Annotated in this window: 14 protein-coding genes; 3 read left to right on the top strand and 11 right to left on the bottom strand. The window is 67.6% G+C overall.

What is annotated here, in order from left to right; genetic code table 11:
- Window positions 1–6: 6 nt before the first annotated feature.
- The 8 genes from IG04_RS0140550 to IG04_RS0140590 form a co-directional block, all read right to left on the bottom strand.
- Window positions 7–981 (bottom strand): ABC transporter permease, encoded by a 975-nt coding sequence (locus tag IG04_RS0140550; protein WP_030482066.1) that lies wholly within the window; start codon window positions 979–981, stop codon window positions 7–9.
- On the bottom strand, window positions 974–1,903 hold the full coding sequence (locus IG04_RS0140555) for an ABC transporter permease (RefSeq protein WP_030482067.1): 930 nt from the start codon (window positions 1,901–1,903) through the stop codon (window positions 974–976). Before IG04_RS0140555 ends, IG04_RS0140550 begins: the two co-directional genes overlap by 8 nt.
- 119 nt (window positions 1,904–2,022) lie before the next feature.
- The gene (locus IG04_RS0140560) at window positions 2,023–3,648 is read right to left on the bottom strand and encodes a peptide ABC transporter substrate-binding protein (protein WP_030482068.1); all 1,626 of its coding nucleotides are present in this window, start codon (window positions 3,646–3,648) and stop codon (window positions 2,023–2,025) included.
- Between the two features lie 178 nt (window positions 3,649–3,826).
- Entirely contained in the window at window positions 3,827–4,768 is a 942-nt protein-coding gene (locus IG04_RS0140565) for a Ppx/GppA phosphatase family protein (protein WP_030482105.1), read from the bottom strand.
- A 1,546-nt stretch (window positions 4,769–6,314) separates the two neighbouring features.
- Entirely contained in the window at window positions 6,315–6,818 is a 504-nt protein-coding gene (locus tag IG04_RS0140575; RefSeq protein ID WP_036016909.1) for a DUF501 domain-containing protein, read from the bottom strand.
- A complete protein-coding gene (locus IG04_RS0140580; protein ID WP_245816708.1) occupies window positions 6,794–7,288 on the bottom strand; it encodes an FtsB family cell division protein in 495 nt (164 codons plus the stop codon). Before IG04_RS0140580 ends, IG04_RS0140575 begins: the two co-directional genes overlap by 25 nt.
- Before the next feature lie 13 nt (window positions 7,289–7,301).
- A complete protein-coding gene (gene eno, locus IG04_RS0140585) occupies window positions 7,302–8,588 on the bottom strand; it encodes a phosphopyruvate hydratase (protein WP_030482071.1) in 1,287 nt (428 codons plus the stop codon).
- A gap of 41 nt (window positions 8,589–8,629) precedes the next feature.
- A complete protein-coding gene (locus tag IG04_RS0140590) occupies window positions 8,630–9,856 on the bottom strand; it encodes a cytochrome P450 (RefSeq protein ID WP_030482072.1) in 1,227 nt (408 codons plus the stop codon).
- 15 nt (window positions 9,857–9,871) lie between these two features.
- Here IG04_RS0140590 and IG04_RS0140595 point away from each other — a divergent pair, with 15 nt between their 5' ends.
- Complete coding sequence (locus IG04_RS0140595; RefSeq protein WP_030482073.1) at window positions 9,872–10,573, top strand: alpha/beta fold hydrolase; 702 nt, start codon at window positions 9,872–9,874, stop codon at window positions 10,571–10,573.
- Here IG04_RS0140595 and IG04_RS0140600 read toward each other — a convergent pair.
- On the bottom strand, window positions 10,558–11,298 hold the full coding sequence (locus IG04_RS0140600) for an SDR family NAD(P)-dependent oxidoreductase (protein WP_030482074.1): 741 nt from the start codon (window positions 11,296–11,298) through the stop codon (window positions 10,558–10,560). The two genes, IG04_RS0140595 and IG04_RS0140600, sit on opposite strands and share 16 nt — an antisense overlap.
- 50 nt (window positions 11,299–11,348) lie before the next feature.
- Window positions 11,349–12,887: an AfsR/SARP family transcriptional regulator gene (locus IG04_RS0140605; protein ID WP_030482075.1), complete on the bottom strand. Its 1,539-nt coding sequence runs from the start codon at window positions 12,885–12,887 to the stop codon at window positions 11,349–11,351.
- An 86-nt stretch (window positions 12,888–12,973) separates the two neighbouring features.
- Here IG04_RS0140605 and IG04_RS0140610 point away from each other — a divergent pair, with 86 nt between their 5' ends.
- Complete coding sequence (locus IG04_RS0140610) at window positions 12,974–13,621, top strand: type IV toxin-antitoxin system AbiEi family antitoxin (RefSeq protein WP_030482076.1); 648 nt, start codon at window positions 12,974–12,976, stop codon at window positions 13,619–13,621.
- A gap of 6 nt (window positions 13,622–13,627) precedes the next feature.
- Here the strand turns inward: IG04_RS0140610 and IG04_RS0140615 are convergent, their stop codons facing one another.
- Window positions 13,628–14,077 (bottom strand): Lrp/AsnC family transcriptional regulator, encoded by a 450-nt coding sequence (locus tag IG04_RS0140615; protein WP_030482077.1) that lies wholly within the window; start codon window positions 14,075–14,077, stop codon window positions 13,628–13,630.
- A 50-nt stretch (window positions 14,078–14,127) separates the two neighbouring features.
- Here IG04_RS0140615 and IG04_RS0140620 point away from each other — a divergent pair, with 50 nt between their 5' ends.
- Complete coding sequence (locus IG04_RS0140620) at window positions 14,128–15,282, top strand: MalY/PatB family protein (RefSeq protein WP_030482078.1); 1,155 nt, start codon at window positions 14,128–14,130, stop codon at window positions 15,280–15,282.
- The last annotated feature ends 6 nt before the right edge of the window (window positions 15,283–15,288 follow it).

Here is a 15,288-nt window from a genome sequence, read left to right on the forward strand (position 1 = left end):
ATTCCCCTAACGGGACTTGGGATCGAGGGCGTCGCGCACGGCGTCACCGAGCATGACGAAGGCCAGCACGGTGATCGTGACGAAGCCCGCGGGGAACAGCAGCATGTGCGGAGCCGACTGGAAGTAGTCGCGCGACTCGGAGATCATCACGCCCCACGACACCACCGGCGGACGCAGGCCGATGCCGAGGAACGCCAGCGTCGCCTCGGCGCCGATGAAGGCACCCAGGGCGATCGTCGCGTACACCAGCACGGGCGCCACGGTGTTCGGCAGGAGGTGCCGGAACACGATCCGCAGCGGCGAGGCACCGAGACCGCGAGCGGCCTTGACGTAGTCCTGCTGCTTCGCCACGAGCGTCGCGGAACGCATGATGCGCATGGCCACCGGCCACGACAGCACGGCGATCGAGAGCACCACCTGCGTGATGATCTGGAAGACGCCGGGGTTCTCCGTGGGCGCGTTGAGCGTCGTCAGGATGACGATCGCACCGAGCACGAACGGGATGCCGGCGAAGATGTCGGCGAACCGCGACAGCAGGCTGTCGATCCACGTCTTCGCGTAGCCCGCGATGATGCCGACGGTCGACCCGATCAGCACGGTCAGCAACGTCGCGAAGATGCCGACCAGCAGCGACGCGCGAGCGCCGTGCATGGCACGGGCGTAGACGTCGTAGCCCTGCAGGTCGTAGCCGAACCACGCGTCACCCGAAGGCGACTGCAGTGACTTGTCGAGGTCGGCGGCACGCGGGTCGACCGACGTGAACAACGTCGGCCAGATCGCCATCAGCACGATGATCGCGATGATCACCAGCGAGATGATGAACGAGGGCTTGGTGCGGAGCTCGCCCCACGCGTCGCTCCAGAGGGAGCGGGGCTTGCGCTGCTTCTGCGACGAGTCGTCGACGTGGCTGAGCTGGTCGACACCTGCCGCCGCGGACGCCTCGAGTCCGGTTCCGCCGGACACGGATCCTGGGTCACTCATAGCGAATCCTCGGGTCGAGAACGGCGTACAGGAGGTCGACGATCAGGCTCATCAGCAGGTAGACGAGCACCAGCAGGGTCACGATGCCCGTGACCATGATGCCTTCCTTCTCCTGGATGCCGCGGAAGATCAGACCGCCGATGCCGTTGATGTTGAAGACGCCCTCGGTGACGATCGCGCCGCCCATGAGGCTGCCGAGGTCGGTGCCGAGGAACGTGATCACCGGGATCAGAGAGTTGCGCAGCAGGTGGATGCCGACGACGCGGCTCTGCGGCTGGCCCTTCGCGATGGCCGTGCGCACGTAGTCCGCGCGCCGGTTCTCGACGATGCTCGACCGGGTCAGCCGGGCCACGTAGGCCATCGAGAGACTGCCGAGCACGAAGCCGGGCAGGATCAGCTCGCCGAACGTCGGATCGGAGCTGACCGAGGTGTCCATCAGGTCGAAGCCCTGCGGGCCGAGGTAGAGCCGCAGCACGAAACCGGTGACGAAGACCGGCAGCGAGATCAGGAACAGGGTCGAGACCAGGACCAGGTTGTCCAGGAAGCCCTGCTTGCGCAGACCGGTGAGGACGCCGGCGATGATGCCGATGACGGCCTCGATGATCAGCGCGATGATGCCCATCTTGAGCGTGATCGGCCACGAGGTGGCGATCTGCTCACCGACGGAGACGCCGTTGAAGGTGGTGCCGAAGTCACCGACGAGCAGGTTGCCCAGGTACTTGAAGTACTGGATCACCAGCGGGTCGTTGAGATTGAGCTTTTGGCTCATCTCGGCGATGTAGGCCGGATCACACGGCCGCTGGCCGCACTTGCCCGCGAAGGGGTCCTGCGGAATCGCCCAGACCAGGGCATAGATCAGAAAAGTGGTCCCCAGGAAGACCGGTATCAGCTGCAGCAGACGGCGCAGCACATAGCGACCCATGAGGTCGGCTCCTTGCGTGGTGGGGGCGCCCAAGGTCCTGACACCGCACCGGCCCCGCGCCCGTAACGCTTGAGGGACGCGGGGCCGGACGGATCAGTCAGAACTCAGGTGTTCGGCAATCAGGCCTTGACGCGGAACGACTCCAGAGCGCCCTGACGCTTGAACGACATCTTGGCGGCGAGCAGGTTCTTGGAACGGCCGCCGATGCCCTTCTCGTTCCAGGTCGGCATGGAGGGCAGGTCCTTGGCGATGATGTCCTCTGCCTGCTGGTAGATCTTGATCGCCTCCTCCTCGTTGGCCGTCTCGTCGGCCTTCTTCAGGAGCGCGTTGACCTCGGGGTTGTCGTAGTTCGAGTCGTTCGACGAACCACCGGTGCGGTACAGCGGGTTGAGGAAGTTCTCGATCGACGGGTAGTCGGCCGACCAGTCCGAACGGCTCATGCCGGTCAGCTGCTTGCCGTCGACGATCTGGCGGAACGCACCGAAGTTGGTGGCACCGACGAACTCGCAGTCGACGCCGAGCGCCTGCTTGATGCTGTTGCACGCCGCCTCGAGCGGCTCCTTGCGGCCACCGTCCTGGTTGGACTGGATGGTCAGCTTGGTGCCGGTGAAGCCCGACTCCTGGAACAGCTGCTTGGCCTTCTCCGGGTTGTACTTGCAGTACTCGCCGCAGGTGTCCGGGCGGTAGCCCTTGATGCCGGGCGACACGAAGCTGGTGGACGGCACGTACGAGCCGGCCAGCACGGTCTTCGTGATCTGCTCCCGGTTGATGGCCATCGAGACGGCCTGGCGCAGCTTCAGGTTCTTGAACTCGGGGATGTACTGCGGGAACGCGATCGCGCTCTGGCCGAGCAGGTTGGCGTTCACGACCGCGTCACCGAGGTCGGCCTTGTACTTCTCGCCGACCTTGGCCGACGGGGGCAGGGCCTCCATGAAGTCCAGCTTGCCCGCGACCAGGTCCTGGTACGCGGTCTCCTGGGAGGAGTAGATCTTGTAGTCCAAGGTCTTGAAGTGGACCTTGTCCTCGCCCTTGTAGTCGTCGAAGCGCTCCATCTTGATCAGCGCGTTCGGCGTGCGGGAGACGAACTTCAGCGGGCCGTTGCCGATCGGCTTGGCCTCGGCGGCCTTCGGGTCCGCGAAGAACGAGTCGGCCATCGGCGAGAACGGCGTGTAGCCGATCATCGTCGTGAAGACCGAGGTCGGGCCGTTGAGGGTGACCTTGAACTCGTAGTCGCCCACCAGCTCGAGACCGGACATCTTGTCCTTGGCCGGCTTGGCGTTCTCGTCGGACGGGTGGACGTCCTCGAAGCCCGCGATCGGGGAGAAGAACGATGCCGCCTGCTGCGCGTTCGGCGCGTACGCGGCCCAGTTCCAGGCGTCGACGAAGTTCTTCGCCTTGACCTCGGTGCCGTCGTGGAACTTCCAGCCCTGCTTGAGCTTGATCGTGTAGACCTTCGCGTCACTGGTCGTGATCGAGTCGGCCATCAAGTTGTAGGGCGCGCCGTCTTCGGTCTTGTAACCGACCAGCCGCGAGAACAGCGAATCGGTGACCTTGCCACCGCCGGCCTCGGTCGTGTTGGCCGGGAACAAGGTGCTCTTGGGCTCGGTGCCGTAGATGGACACCGTGCCTTCCGGGTTGTCCTTGCCATCGGTGGCGTTGTTGCTACCGCCACCGCCGCCGCATGCGCTGAGCGTCATGGCGAGCGCGGTGGGAAGTACCACCCACGCAACCCGTGATCGCGACATCAGTCTCTCCCGCCTTTCCCCGGCGCCGCTCCGCAGATATTGCGTGCGCGCGCCTCCCCGGGAGGTCTCGTCCACCTCCCAAAACGTGAGAGGACGTTAACCGGGGCGTCCAGCAGTACGCGCACTGAAATCGGTCACAAAGTCGTCACGATCGCCTCAAGCGCACCTTAATTCGGCGCTAGACCAGCGAAAACGCGATGCCGTCGAGGATGTCGTGCTCGCTGCACACGAGCGTGCGAATTCCCGCGCGATTCTCCAGTTCGTCGGCAATCGCACGCAGTACCACCGCTCCACCGCAGATCACATCCACTCGACCGGGGTGCATGGGTCCCAGCGAGGCACGCTCATCATGCGTCATGGAGAGGATACGGTCGGTGATTTCACGAACATTGTCAAGTGTGATGCGGCTGAGGTGAATATCGTCGCTGTTGTACACCTCCAGCCCTTGGACCAGGGCTGACAATGTCGTAACCGTGCCGGCGACGCCGATCCACGTCTTGGTCTTCTCGACCGGGACGACTTCGAATGCCTCTTTGATCGCCGCACGCGCAAACGCTTCCGCCTGTGCGATCTCGTCCGCGGTGGGCGGATCGGACTTGATGAACCGCTCCGTCAGCCGCACACAGCCGATGTCCATCGACCTCTCGGCCTCCACACCGGAGCCCGTGCCGAGGACGAACTCGGTGCTGCCACCACCCAGATCGGTGACGAGGAAGGGTCCCTCGTCCGGGTCGAGGTCGGCCACCGCGCCGAGGTAGGACAGCCTCGCCTCCTCGTCTCCGGTGATCACCTCGGCGGGCGCACCGAGGATCTGCTCGGTCATGCCGAAGAACTCGTCGCGGTTGCTCGCGTCACGCGTCGCGCTCGTAGCGACCATCCGTGCGGTCTCCACGCCCTTGCGTTGCATCGTGCGCGCGTAGTCGAGGAGGGCTTGCCGGGTGCGCTCGATAGCGTCGGGGTGCAGCTGCCCAGTCGCGTCCACGCCCTGACCGAGCCGGACGATCTTCATCTCGCGGTGGACGTCCCGCAGCCAGGCCGTGCCGTCGTCGCGCTTGGTCACGTCGGCGATCAGCAGCCGGATCGAGTTGGTTCCGCAGTCGATGGCAGCAACGCGCGACATGATCACTCCTCGGTGGTTCCGATGTTCCCCCGGCAAGCATCGCGCACACACGAAGAGGTCGCGCCGACGGCGCCACGAACGCCACCTAGTGGCGCGACCCGGAACGTCGGCGAGGTAATCCACGCTCAGCAGGGCACCTCGCGGCGCCGCCCCCACGCCCCCGTACAACCAGTACGAGAACGTGGACGACTGCGGGTTGCCCGTGGACGACTGCTGCGGCGGAGTCGACGGCTCCGTCTGCGGCGGGTTGGTCACCGTGGTGGTCGTCGGGGTCGTCGTGGTGGTCGACGGCGTCGTAGTGGTCGTCGTCGTGCACGAAGACGGCGGCGGCGTGGTGGTCGTGGTCGACGACGTGGTGGACGAGGTGGTGCCTGTCGTCGTGGTCGGGCAGTTCGACGGAGGCGTCGTGGTCGTGGTCGTCGTAGTCGTGGTGGTGGTCGTCGTAGTCGTCGTCGGGTTGCCGGTGTTCCCGTTGCCGTTGTTCGGCGGGTTACCGGTGTTCGGGTTGCCCGGCTGCGGGTTCTGCACGTTGTTGCCGGTGTCCGGCAGCAGCGGCAGGGGGTCGACGTTCTCGCTGTACTGCTTGGCCCACTTGAGGACCGTCTCGACGTACGTCGTGGAGTGGTTGTAGCGGAAGACGGCGGCGGCGCGGTCTTGCTGCTTGCTCAAGTCGCCGCCGCCCGAGCAGAGGTAGCGGCCGGCGCCCAGAGCGGCGTCGTAGATGTTGTTCGGGTTGACGTTGCCGTCGTCGTTCAGGTCGCCGCCGAAGCTCGCCCACGTCGCGGGGATGAACTGCATCGGGCCGACCGCGCGGTCCCAGGTGGTGTCGCCGTCGAGGCGACCGCCGTCGGTGTCGCGGATCGCGGCCATGCCGGGGGCACCGTTGAGGACCGGGCCGAGGATCTTGGGGCTGGCGTCGCCGACGGCGTTCACGCGGCCGCTGTTGGCGTGGTTCGACTCGACCTTGCCGATGCCCGCGAGCAACGCCCAGTCGAGGTTGCAGCCGGGGACGAGCTCGGCCATCTTGTCCTCGGCGCGGAGGTAGGCCTCCACCATCACGCCGGGGATGTCGTGGACGCCGGGGGCGTCGTCGAGCAGTTCGCCGTCGTCGAGGTCGCCGTCGTCGATGGTGCCGTCCTCGAGGTCGGCGAGCAGCGCGGCACTCAGTTCCTCGGACAGCGGTAGGCGGCCGGCGGCGCCCAACTCGGACGGGTCGCGGTGCAGGGCGCCGAAGACGTCGGCGGGGCCTAAGGAGACAGCGATGTCATCGTGCTTGGCGAGGTTGACCCAGTCGACGAGCTTGGTGCCGACGATCATCGCTGGGGCGAGCATCGCAGCCAGCGCGGCGACGGCGAAGCCCTTTTGCCTAGGGCTCAACGCCGACGGACCACGCAGTTTGGCCATTGCCACGAATACTCACCTCTCGTGCGTCATCGCGGCTCGCCGTCCTGCAGTTACGGCGAACGCCCCCGGTCCCACCCTGCCCCACTACGAAGCCTAGGTGTACCCAAGACGGAGTGAAGCGTGCGTTCGGTTCCGTTGACTGTTAACTCGCCGAACATTCACCTGCGGGCCACAGCCCCTGCTCGCCCAGGATTGCCAGCGCCTCGTCGCCCATGGGGTTGACCCCAGGGCCCTTCGCGAGGGCGTGTGCGACGTGCACGTGCAGGCACTTGACCCTGACCGGCATGCCGCCCGCGGTGACCTGGGTGCCCAGCGACTCGATGGCGTCGCGTTCCGCGAGGTACGACTCGTGCGCGCGCTGGTAGGCGGCCGCGAGTTCCGCGTCCGTGGCCAGGCGCTCCTGCTGCTCCTTCATCAGCCCGCCACCTTCGAGCGTGCTGACCAGGGAGTTCAGCTTGGGGCAGGTCAGGTAGTACAGCGTCGGGAACGGCGTCCCGTCGGGCAGCCGCGGCGCCGTCTGCACGACGTTCGGGTGCCCGCTGGGGCACCGCGAGGCGATCGCACGGGTCCCGCGCGGCGTGCGGCCGAGCTGCTGAGCGACCGTTTCCAGGTCAGCAGCACTTACTTGTGCGTCACCGATTCCCACAGTTCCTCGTACCAGGACCCTTCTGCCGCCTGCTTGCCCGACGGCCTCTCCGTCTCCGTGTTGCGACCTTCGTCACCCGGCAGTTGAACGATGTAGGGCGTCTCGCCGGGCCGCACCCAGTGCAGCCGCTTGCGCGCCTCGATCTCCACGTACGCCGGGTCCTGCAGTTCCGACTTGCGCTTCTCCAGCGCGGCGACCGTCTCGCGCAGCTTCTGCTGCTCGGCTCCCACGTCGCGCAGCTCGTCGCGCTGCGAGAGGTAGGTCCGCAACGGGACCGCGATGCTCAGCGCCAGTGCGCACAGCACCATCGCGAACATCGCGGCCCGCCGCGTACCGGTCATTCCGAACGCGCCACCCGTGCCCTCACTGCGCCGCGACGGCGCCTTGGGACGGGGTGGCTTGCGCGCGCGTGCGGGCCTCGCCTCCCGCTCTTCGCGGGGGCGGCGGGGACGACGCGCGCGCTCGGCCATGCCTTACAGCCTCTCAGCTCTCCGGCGTGTAGCGCGGGAACGCGAGCTCGCCCGCGTAACGCGCCGCGTCGCCGAGGCTCTCCTCGATGCGCAGGAGCTGGTTGTACTTCGCGGTGCGCTCACCACGGGCCGGGGCACCGGTCTTGATCTGGCCGGCACCGGTCGCGACGGCGAGATCGGCGATGGTCGTGTCCTCGGTTTCGCCCGAGCGGTGCGACATCATCGACTTGTAGCCGTACGACGTGGCCAGCGAGACCGCGTCGAGCGTCTCGGACAGCGTGCCGATCTGGTTGACCTTCACCAGCAGCGCGTTGGCGGCGCGGCGGGAGATGCCCTCCTCCAGGCGCTCCGGGTTCGTGACGAACAGGTCGTCGCCGACGATCTGGACCTTCTCGCCCAGCTCGGCGGTCATCTGGACCCAGCCGTCCCAGTCGTCCTCGGACAGCGGGTCCTCGATGGACACCATCGGGTAGTCGCGGACCAGCTCGGAGTAGTAGCCGATCATCTGCTCGGCGGACCGCTTGTTCTTCTCGAACGTGTAGGCGCCGTCGGAGAAGAACTCCGTGGCGGCCACGTCGAGCGCGAGCGCGATGTCACGGCCCGCCCGGTAACCGGCCTTCTCGATGGCCTCGAGGATCAGGTCGAGCGCGTCGCGGTTGCTGCCGAGGGACGGCGCGAAGCCACCCTCGTCACCCAGACCCGTGGCGAGACCCTTGCTCTTCAGCACGGACTTCAGCGCGTGGTAGACCTCGGTGCCCCAGCGCAGACCCTCGCGGAACGTCTCCGCGCCGATCGGCGCGATCATGAACTCCTGGATGTCCACCTCGGTGTCGGCGTGCGAGCCGCCGTTGAGGATGTTCAGCATCGGCACCGGCAGCACGTGCGCGTTCGGTCCGCCGATGTAGCGGAACAGCTCCAGGCCGGAGCTCGTCGCCGCCGCCTTCGCGACCGCGAGGCTCACACCGAGGATCGCGTTGGCGCCGAGCCGCCCCTTGTCCGGCGTGCCGTCAAGGTCCACGAGCTTCTGGTCGACGATGCGCTGCTCGACGGCCTCGATGCCGACCAGCTCCGGGCCGATCTCGTCGAGCACCGCGGTGACCGCGCGCTCGACGCCCTTGCCCAGGTACCGCTTGGCGTCGCCGTCCCGCAGCTCCACCGCCTCGTGCTCACCGGTCGAAGCACCCGACGGAACAGCCGCACGCTCCAGCGTGCCGTCGTCCAGCGCCACCTCGACCTCGACGGTGGGGTTGCCGCGCGAGTCCAGGATCTCGCGTGCTCCGACCTGTTCGATGACCGCCACTTGCGCTCCCTGTTTCTCCTGCGTCTCGTCTCGCGACGAGCCTACTTGGGCCAGCTGACAGGCAGGTGCTTGACGCCGTTTTGGAAGTTCGACCGCAGCCTGTCGACGCCGCCATCCAACTGAATCGTGCCAGAAAGGTCCAGGACCGCGTCGAAAATCGCCCGCATCTGGGTCCTGGCCAGCTGCGCTCCGAGGCAGAAGTGCGGACCGTGCCCGAAGCTCAGGTGGTCGGCCTCGCGCCGACCCACGTCGAACCGATCCGGCTCGGTGAACACGCGCTCGTCCCGGTTCGCCGAAGAGAACCAGACGACGACCTTGTCCCCTGCCTTGATCTCCTGCCCGGACAACGACGTGTCCCGCACAGCCGTGCGGCGGAAGTGCATGACCGGCGTCCACCACCGCAGCATCTCCTCTACCGCCGTGTCGAGCAGCGAGCGGTCGGCGCGCAGGCGTGCGTACTGGTCGGGGTGTTCAAGCAGCGCGATCATGCCGCCGGGGATGCCGTTGCGCAGGGTTTCGTTGCCCGCCACGGAGAACAGCCAGAAGAGATTCTCGAACTCCTCCAGCGAGATGTCCTCCCGCATGAGGTTGCTCAGCACGTCGTCCGACGGGTGTGCGCGCTTGTAGGAACCCAGCGCGTGTGCGTAGGCGTAGAGATCGGGCATGCCATCGCGGGCTCGTGGATCGCGGCCGTCGTCCGGACGGAGTCGCAACGCCTCCAACGCCATGTCGGTCATGCCGGCGGTGGAGCTGGACGACAGGGCGTAGTCGGGGTCCTGGAAGCCGATCACGCGGTTGCTCCAGTCGTAGAGCAGCGCTCTGTCCTGGCGCGGGACGCCGAAGACGTCGGCCAGGGTCAGCAACGGCAGGTCGGCGACGTCGGACGCGAAGTCGCCGGACAGGCCGTGAACGATCTCGCGGGCGTTCGAGCGGATGCGGTCTTCCAGGCGCGCCACCGCGCGAGGCGTGAACGCCCTGGTCAGCATGCGTCTGAGCCGCGTGTGCGAGGGCGGGTCCTGGTTGAGCATCATGCGTTGGACGTAGGCCAGGTCCGAGGGCTGCGGGTCGCGGATCTGGGTGGCGCCGCGGTGCGAGGAGAAGACAGCAGGTGTCTTCAGCACCGTTCGGACGTCCTCGTGGCGGAAGACCGCCCAGAAGTCGTCGATGCGCACCACGTTCTTCTCACGCAGCCGGGTTAGTGCGTCGTGCGGGACTCCCGAGGTATACGTGTCCGGGTCGACGATGAGGTCGGCATCGGTCCTGGGCATAGAACGGATTCTGACGTGCTTCATGTCGAACGTGGTGGAAACGGGCCGTTGCTGGTGCTGCTGCACGGGCTGGGCGCGACCGGCGAGGTGTGGCAGGACGTCCTGAAGGACTGGGAAGGCAGCTGGCTCGTGCCGGATCTGCCTGGTCACGGCCGTTCGAACCGGCTCGGCCGGTACTCGTTCGGCTCACTCGCGGCGGCGGTCGCCGACACCATCCCGCGCGAGCCCGTCACGGTCATCGGGCACTCGCTGGGCGGCGTGGTCGGGCTGGCGCTGGCGAGCGGGTGGTTCGGGGTCGAGGTGACCACGTGCGTCGGCGTCGGGATCAAGGTGCGGTGGACCGACGAGGAACTGCAGAAGGCGGCCGCGCTCGCCGCCAAGCCCGGGAAGGTCTTCGCCACCGAAGAAGAAGCCGCCGAGCGGGCGTCGAAGATGGCGGGTGTGCGACTGAGGAACGGCGTGTCCGAAGTGGACGGTGGATGGACGCCGTCACTGGACATGAGGGCCTTCGGCGTGGGCAGGCCGGACATGGCCGGGCTGATCATGGCCGCGCAGGCCCACGTCGTGCTGGCGGCGGGCGAGAACGACCCGATGAGCCCCCAGGAACACCTGCGGGAGCTGGTGCCCGAGCCGGTGATGTTCCCCGGCGCGGGCCACAACGTGCACGTCGAGTCGCCCTCGTCCCTGCGCACCGTGCTGGCTCAGCTCGCCACGTAGCCACCGTCGGCCGTGATCACCGAGCCTGTGATGAAGCTGGCCTTCTCGGAAGCCAGGAACAGCACGGCTTCCGCGATCTCGTCGGGCTGACCGACGCGCTGGAGGGGAAGGTCCTTCGCGATCGCGTCGAACACCTCGCCGGCTTCCGCCAGGGCCTTGTCGGTGGCGATCGGGCCGGGCGCCACGGAGTTCACGCGGACGCCGGCGGGACCGAACTCGACGGCCCACGAGCGGGTCAGCGCGTCCATCGCGGCCTTGGAGGCGTTGTAGACGGAACCGACCGGCGTGCCGACCACGGCCGCGATCGACGAGACGTTGACGATCGAGCCCTTGCCCTTGGCGACCATCGCCGGGGCGAGGGCGGCGGTGAGGAAGTAGGTGCCGCGGACGTTGACGTCGAACACCTGCTGGTAGACGTCGACGGACTGCTCGGCCGTCGGCGAGAACGGGAAGATGCCGGCGTTGTTCACGAGCACGTCGACCTCGCCGACCTCCTCGGCGAGCTTGCGGACGTCGTCGACGCCGGCGACGTCCGAGATGATGAAGTGACCGGTGCCGCCGGCCTGCTCGATCAGCGCGACGGTCTCCTTGCCGAGCTCCGCGCGGCGACCGGTGAGGTAGACGGTGGCCCCCGCCTCCGCGAGCTTGACCGCGATGGAGCGGCCGATGCCGGAGGTGGCGCCGGTGACGAGGGCCTTCTTGCCTGCGAGTTCCTTGGTTGACATGTCTTCGAACTTGCCGACGCCGGATCGTCAAGCCATAAATTCCTGATGAATCAGCTGGTCAGCACGGGTGCACGCCACCCGAAGTACATCCGCACGAAATGCGGCAGCCGGTACCGGCCGAGCACCAGCGGTTCGATCAGGTGCACGTCGGCGAGCGCCTCCAGCGCGTACTCGATCGAGCCGGGGTCGGCGCCGGACATCTCCGCCGCCTCGCACACGTCGATCACGTCCGCGTCGCGGCGCGCGAAGCACTGCAGCAGGTGGCGTCCCTGCTCGGTGAGCTGCTGCTCCGCCTTGATCATCGGCGCCAGCACGGCCATGCAGTCGGACGGAATGGCGTCGCCGAGCTGCGTCTCGCGTTTCATCTGGGCCAGCAGCATCGCCACGGTCCAGTTCGCGCGACCGGTGAGCTTGCCGCCGAGCACACGGATGGGGTTCGGCAGGTACGAGATGCGCGCCAGCACCTCGTCCGTGACATCGACCTCGGCATCGGCCCTGGCGGGGTCGAGGACCTTGCGGAAGAACTCGTTCGCCTCCGCCTCGGTCAGACCGGCGACCTTCAGCCAGGTCACGCTGGGCAGCTCGTTCCACCTGCGCACGCTCGTGAGGATCATGGCCGAGCCGGGCGTGTGGAGCTCCGCGATCTGGGCGGGGTCGTGGACGTCGTCGACGACGACCAGGAACCGCTTGCCGCGCGCCTTTTCCCGCCACAACGCGGCTTTGTCGCCGTGGGGGTTCTCGACCCCGACCGCGCGCAGCAACTCGTTGGCGATGTCCTTGCCCCGGACGAAGATCTGCCCGTCGGGGTAGCCGTGCTTGGCGAGATGCGCGACATGAGTGGCCAGCGCCGTCTTGCCGCTGCCATGCATGCCGGTGATGCCGACGGTGCGCGGGAGGGTCCGCAGTGCCAGCGCGATCTCGGCCGTGCGGCCGGTGAAGTCGGGCAGGCCGGGCGGCAGTTGCTCGGGCCGGCGCGCCAGGTTCAGCTCGCCCCGGAGGATCTGCGCGTGCACCTCGCGCAGCTCAGGCCCCGGTTCGAGGCCGAGTTGCTCGTTCAGGAGAGCGCGCGCCTGATGGAACTGCTCCAACGCATCGGCCTGCCTGCCGTCGCGGTAGAGGGCCTGCATGAGAAGAGCGCGCGTCCGTTCCCTGAGCGGGAAGGCGGCGACGTGCTTCTGCAGTTCGAGGACGTCCATCTCGCGTTCGAGCAGGGCTTCGCGGCACTGCAACCGCTCGTTGCCGATCCTGACCCGCTGGGCCTCGAAGTAGGTGCTGCTCAGACCTTCGAGCGGCTCGTCGCGGCAGTCGTCGAAGATCTCGGCCCGGAGCGTGTAGCCGCCGTCCTTGGACTTCAGGTCGAGCTCGGGCACGGCCTTGCGGATCTTGTACATGTACGTCCGCAACGCCATCACCGCGCTCGGCGTCGGGTCGTCCCAGACCATGCCGATCAGCTGGTCGTTGCTCAGCCGGATGCCGTTGTTCAGCAGCAACGCCGCCAGCACCGCCCGCTGTTGCCGCGGGCCCAGATCGATCTCCTCGTCGTCGCGCCAGGCTCGTACCGGACCCATCAGTGAGAAGCGCAGGCTCATGCAACGTGACAACGCCCGTAGGCATTCCCGGCATGCCCAGCTGAAATGAGTATTATGAACGTGGGCTCTGAGCCTACGGAGGTTGTATGAACGACCGCGTCACCATCTCGACCAAGCTCGCCAGACGAGAGAACAAGGTGCTGCGTCCGAGAGACGCGGGAGACGTGTACGCCCACCCCCGCAGCGAGTTCGAGCGGCTGCTCGAACAAGCGGTGCTCAGCCACATCTGCACCGGCTACTACGCGCTGGCCCCGATGGAACGGCTGGGTGATCCACGATGGCGCCCGGATCTCGCGGCGGTCGCACTCGGCATTGCCCAGGCGGACTACGGCAGGGATGCCGTGGCACTGATGAGCATCACTGCTGCGGGTCGTCACGGTGCCCTGCCGCGCGCCATCGCCACGGCCGTCGTGGCCGTGCCCAAACAACGGCCCGTCTTGCACACCAACGTCGGCGACGTGGTTTTCGTGAAGCGCGACGTGGGCCGCCTCGACCTCGAACGCGTGGAAACCGAACTCACGGCGGGGTGGATGACCACGCCGGAGCAGACGGCCCTCGACATCGCGGCCCGGCCCAAACTCGGTGGCATCGAAGAAGCCGATGCCGCGTCGATCCTGCGGGCACTCAGCCGCAAGATCGACTGGGCGGTCACCGAGGAGCTTGCGCGTGATCAGCACAGGCCAGCAGCGCTGGCGCGAGTGCGGGAGGCGTATGCGACGGCACTCGGCTGGTAGCCCGTCTCACGGACCGGTCGGCAACGGGCGCGGCCCGATCACCTGCTTCATCACGATCGTCGAGGTCAGCCCGCGCACTCCGGGCAGCTTCGCCAGCGTCTCCTCGTACAGCCGCTGGTAGGACGCCAGATCCGCGGTGACCACGCGCAGCAGGTAGTCGGGGCTGCCGAACAACCGTTGCGCCTCCACGACGTTCGGCACGTCGACCAGGGCGCGGTCGAAGTCGGCCATGGTGTCCAGGCGCACCTTGGCGAGGACGAGGGCCTCGAACCCGAACCCGAGCGCCGCCGCGTCCACCACCGCCCGGTATCCGTGGATGACGCCGTCGCGCTCCAGCTCGCGCAGGCGGCGCTGGCAGCGCGAGATGCTGAGCTGCACGCGCTGGGCCAGGTCGGTGACGGTGATCCGTCCGTCGCGCTGCAGTTCAGCAAGAATCTTGCGGTCCACGGCGTCCATGAGCAAAGAACGCAAACACCTTGCTCGTGAGTTCCCCTAGCTTTTGCCCCATGAGCAGCGCGAATCCGTTACGTCAGCTGACCCTGGACCAACTGAGGCGCCGCACCAGCATGAAATGGCGGCACTACCCCGAGGACGTGCTGCCCGTGTGGGTGGCCGAGATGGACGTCCTGCTCGCCGAACCCGTCGCCGAGGCGATCACCGACGCCGTGCGGCGAGGCGACACCGGCTATCCCAGCGGGACCGCCTACGCCGAGGCGCTGGCCGGGTTCGCGAAGCGGCGTTGGGGCTGGGAGCCCGCCGTCGAACGCACGGCGATCGTGCCGGACGTGATGCTCGGCGTGGTCGAGATGTTCCGGCTGGTCTCGCACCGGGACGCGCCCGTCGTCGTCAACTGCCCGATCTACCCGCCCTTCTACCAGTTCGTCGAGTCGCTGGGACGCCAGGCGGTCGAGGCCCCGCTGGGCGCGGACGCGCGGATCGACTTCGTCGCGCTGGAGGCGGCGTTCGTGCGGGCCGGCCGGGGTGCGGTGTACCTGCTGTGCAACCCGCAGAACCCGACCGGCACCGTGCACACCGCCGCCGAACTGCAGGAAGTCGCGCGGCTGGCCCGCGCACACGGCATCCGCGTGGTGGCGGACGAGATCCACGCACCCCTCACGACCGTGGGCTTCGTGCCGTACCTCAGCGTCGCGGACGACGGGCTGTCGTTGATGTCCGCCTCGAAGGCGTGGAACCTCGCCGGGCTCAAGGCCGCGCTCGCCATCGCCGGGCCCGACTCCGCCGACGACCTGAAGAGGCTGCCCGAGGAGGTGAGCCACGGACCGAGTCACGTCGGGATCCTCGCCCACACCGCGGCCTACGAGAAGGGCGCCGACTGGCTGGACACCCTGCTGGCAGGCATACAGGAGAACCGGGAACTGCTCACCGGCCTGCTCGCCGAACACCTCCCCGCCGTCCGCTACTCCCCCGGCCAGGGCACGTACCTCGCCTGGCTGGACTGCCGCGAGCTCGGCGACGACCCGGCCAGGACGTTCCTCAAGCGCGGCAAGGTCGCGCTGAACTCCGGGATCCCGTTCGGCACGGGCGGTGCCGGCTTCGTCCGGATGAACCTCGCGACCTCGCCGGAGATCATCACCGAGGCGGTTCGCCGGATGGCCGAAGCGTGGCACGAAAAGCTCGCTCCGAACCCATCTGGCTGGTAGTGCTGG

The organism is Lentzea albidocapillata (assembly GCF_000719115.1).
Lineage (GTDB): Bacteria > Actinomycetota > Actinomycetes > Mycobacteriales > Pseudonocardiaceae > Lentzea > Lentzea albidocapillata.

Coding starts and splice junctions, on each gene's coding strand:
- IG04_RS0140615 (WP_030482077.1), bottom strand. CDS start 14,077: ATGGACGCCGTGGACCGCAAGATTCTTGCTGAACTGCAGCGCGACGGA.
- IG04_RS0140560 (WP_030482068.1), bottom strand. CDS start 3,648: ATGTCGCGATCACGGGTTGCGTGGGTGGTACTTCCCACCGCGCTCGCC.
- IG04_RS0140610 (WP_030482076.1), top strand. CDS start 12,974: ATGAACGACCGCGTCACCATCTCGACCAAGCTCGCCAGACGAGAGAAC.
- IG04_RS0140590 (WP_030482072.1), bottom strand. CDS start 9,856: ATGCCCAGGACCGATGCCGACCTCATCGTCGACCCGGACACGTATACC.
- IG04_RS0140605 (WP_030482075.1), bottom strand. CDS start 12,887: ATGAGCCTGCGCTTCTCACTGATGGGTCCGGTACGAGCCTGGCGCGAC.
- IG04_RS0140620 (WP_030482078.1), top strand. CDS start 14,128: ATGAGCAGCGCGAATCCGTTACGTCAGCTGACCCTGGACCAACTGAGG.
- IG04_RS0140550 (WP_030482066.1), bottom strand. CDS start 981: ATGAGTGACCCAGGATCCGTGTCCGGCGGAACCGGACTCGAGGCGTCC.
- IG04_RS0140555 (WP_030482067.1), bottom strand. CDS start 1,903: ATGGGTCGCTATGTGCTGCGCCGTCTGCTGCAGCTGATACCGGTCTTC.
- IG04_RS0140565 (WP_030482105.1), bottom strand. CDS start 4,768: ATGTCGCGCGTTGCTGCCATCGACTGCGGAACCAACTCGATCCGGCTG.
- IG04_RS0140580 (WP_245816708.1), bottom strand. CDS start 7,288: ATGGCCGAGCGCGCGCGTCGTCCCCGCCGCCCCCGCGAAGAGCGGGAG.
- IG04_RS0140600 (WP_030482074.1), bottom strand. CDS start 11,298: ATGTCAACCAAGGAACTCGCAGGCAAGAAGGCCCTCGTCACCGGCGCC.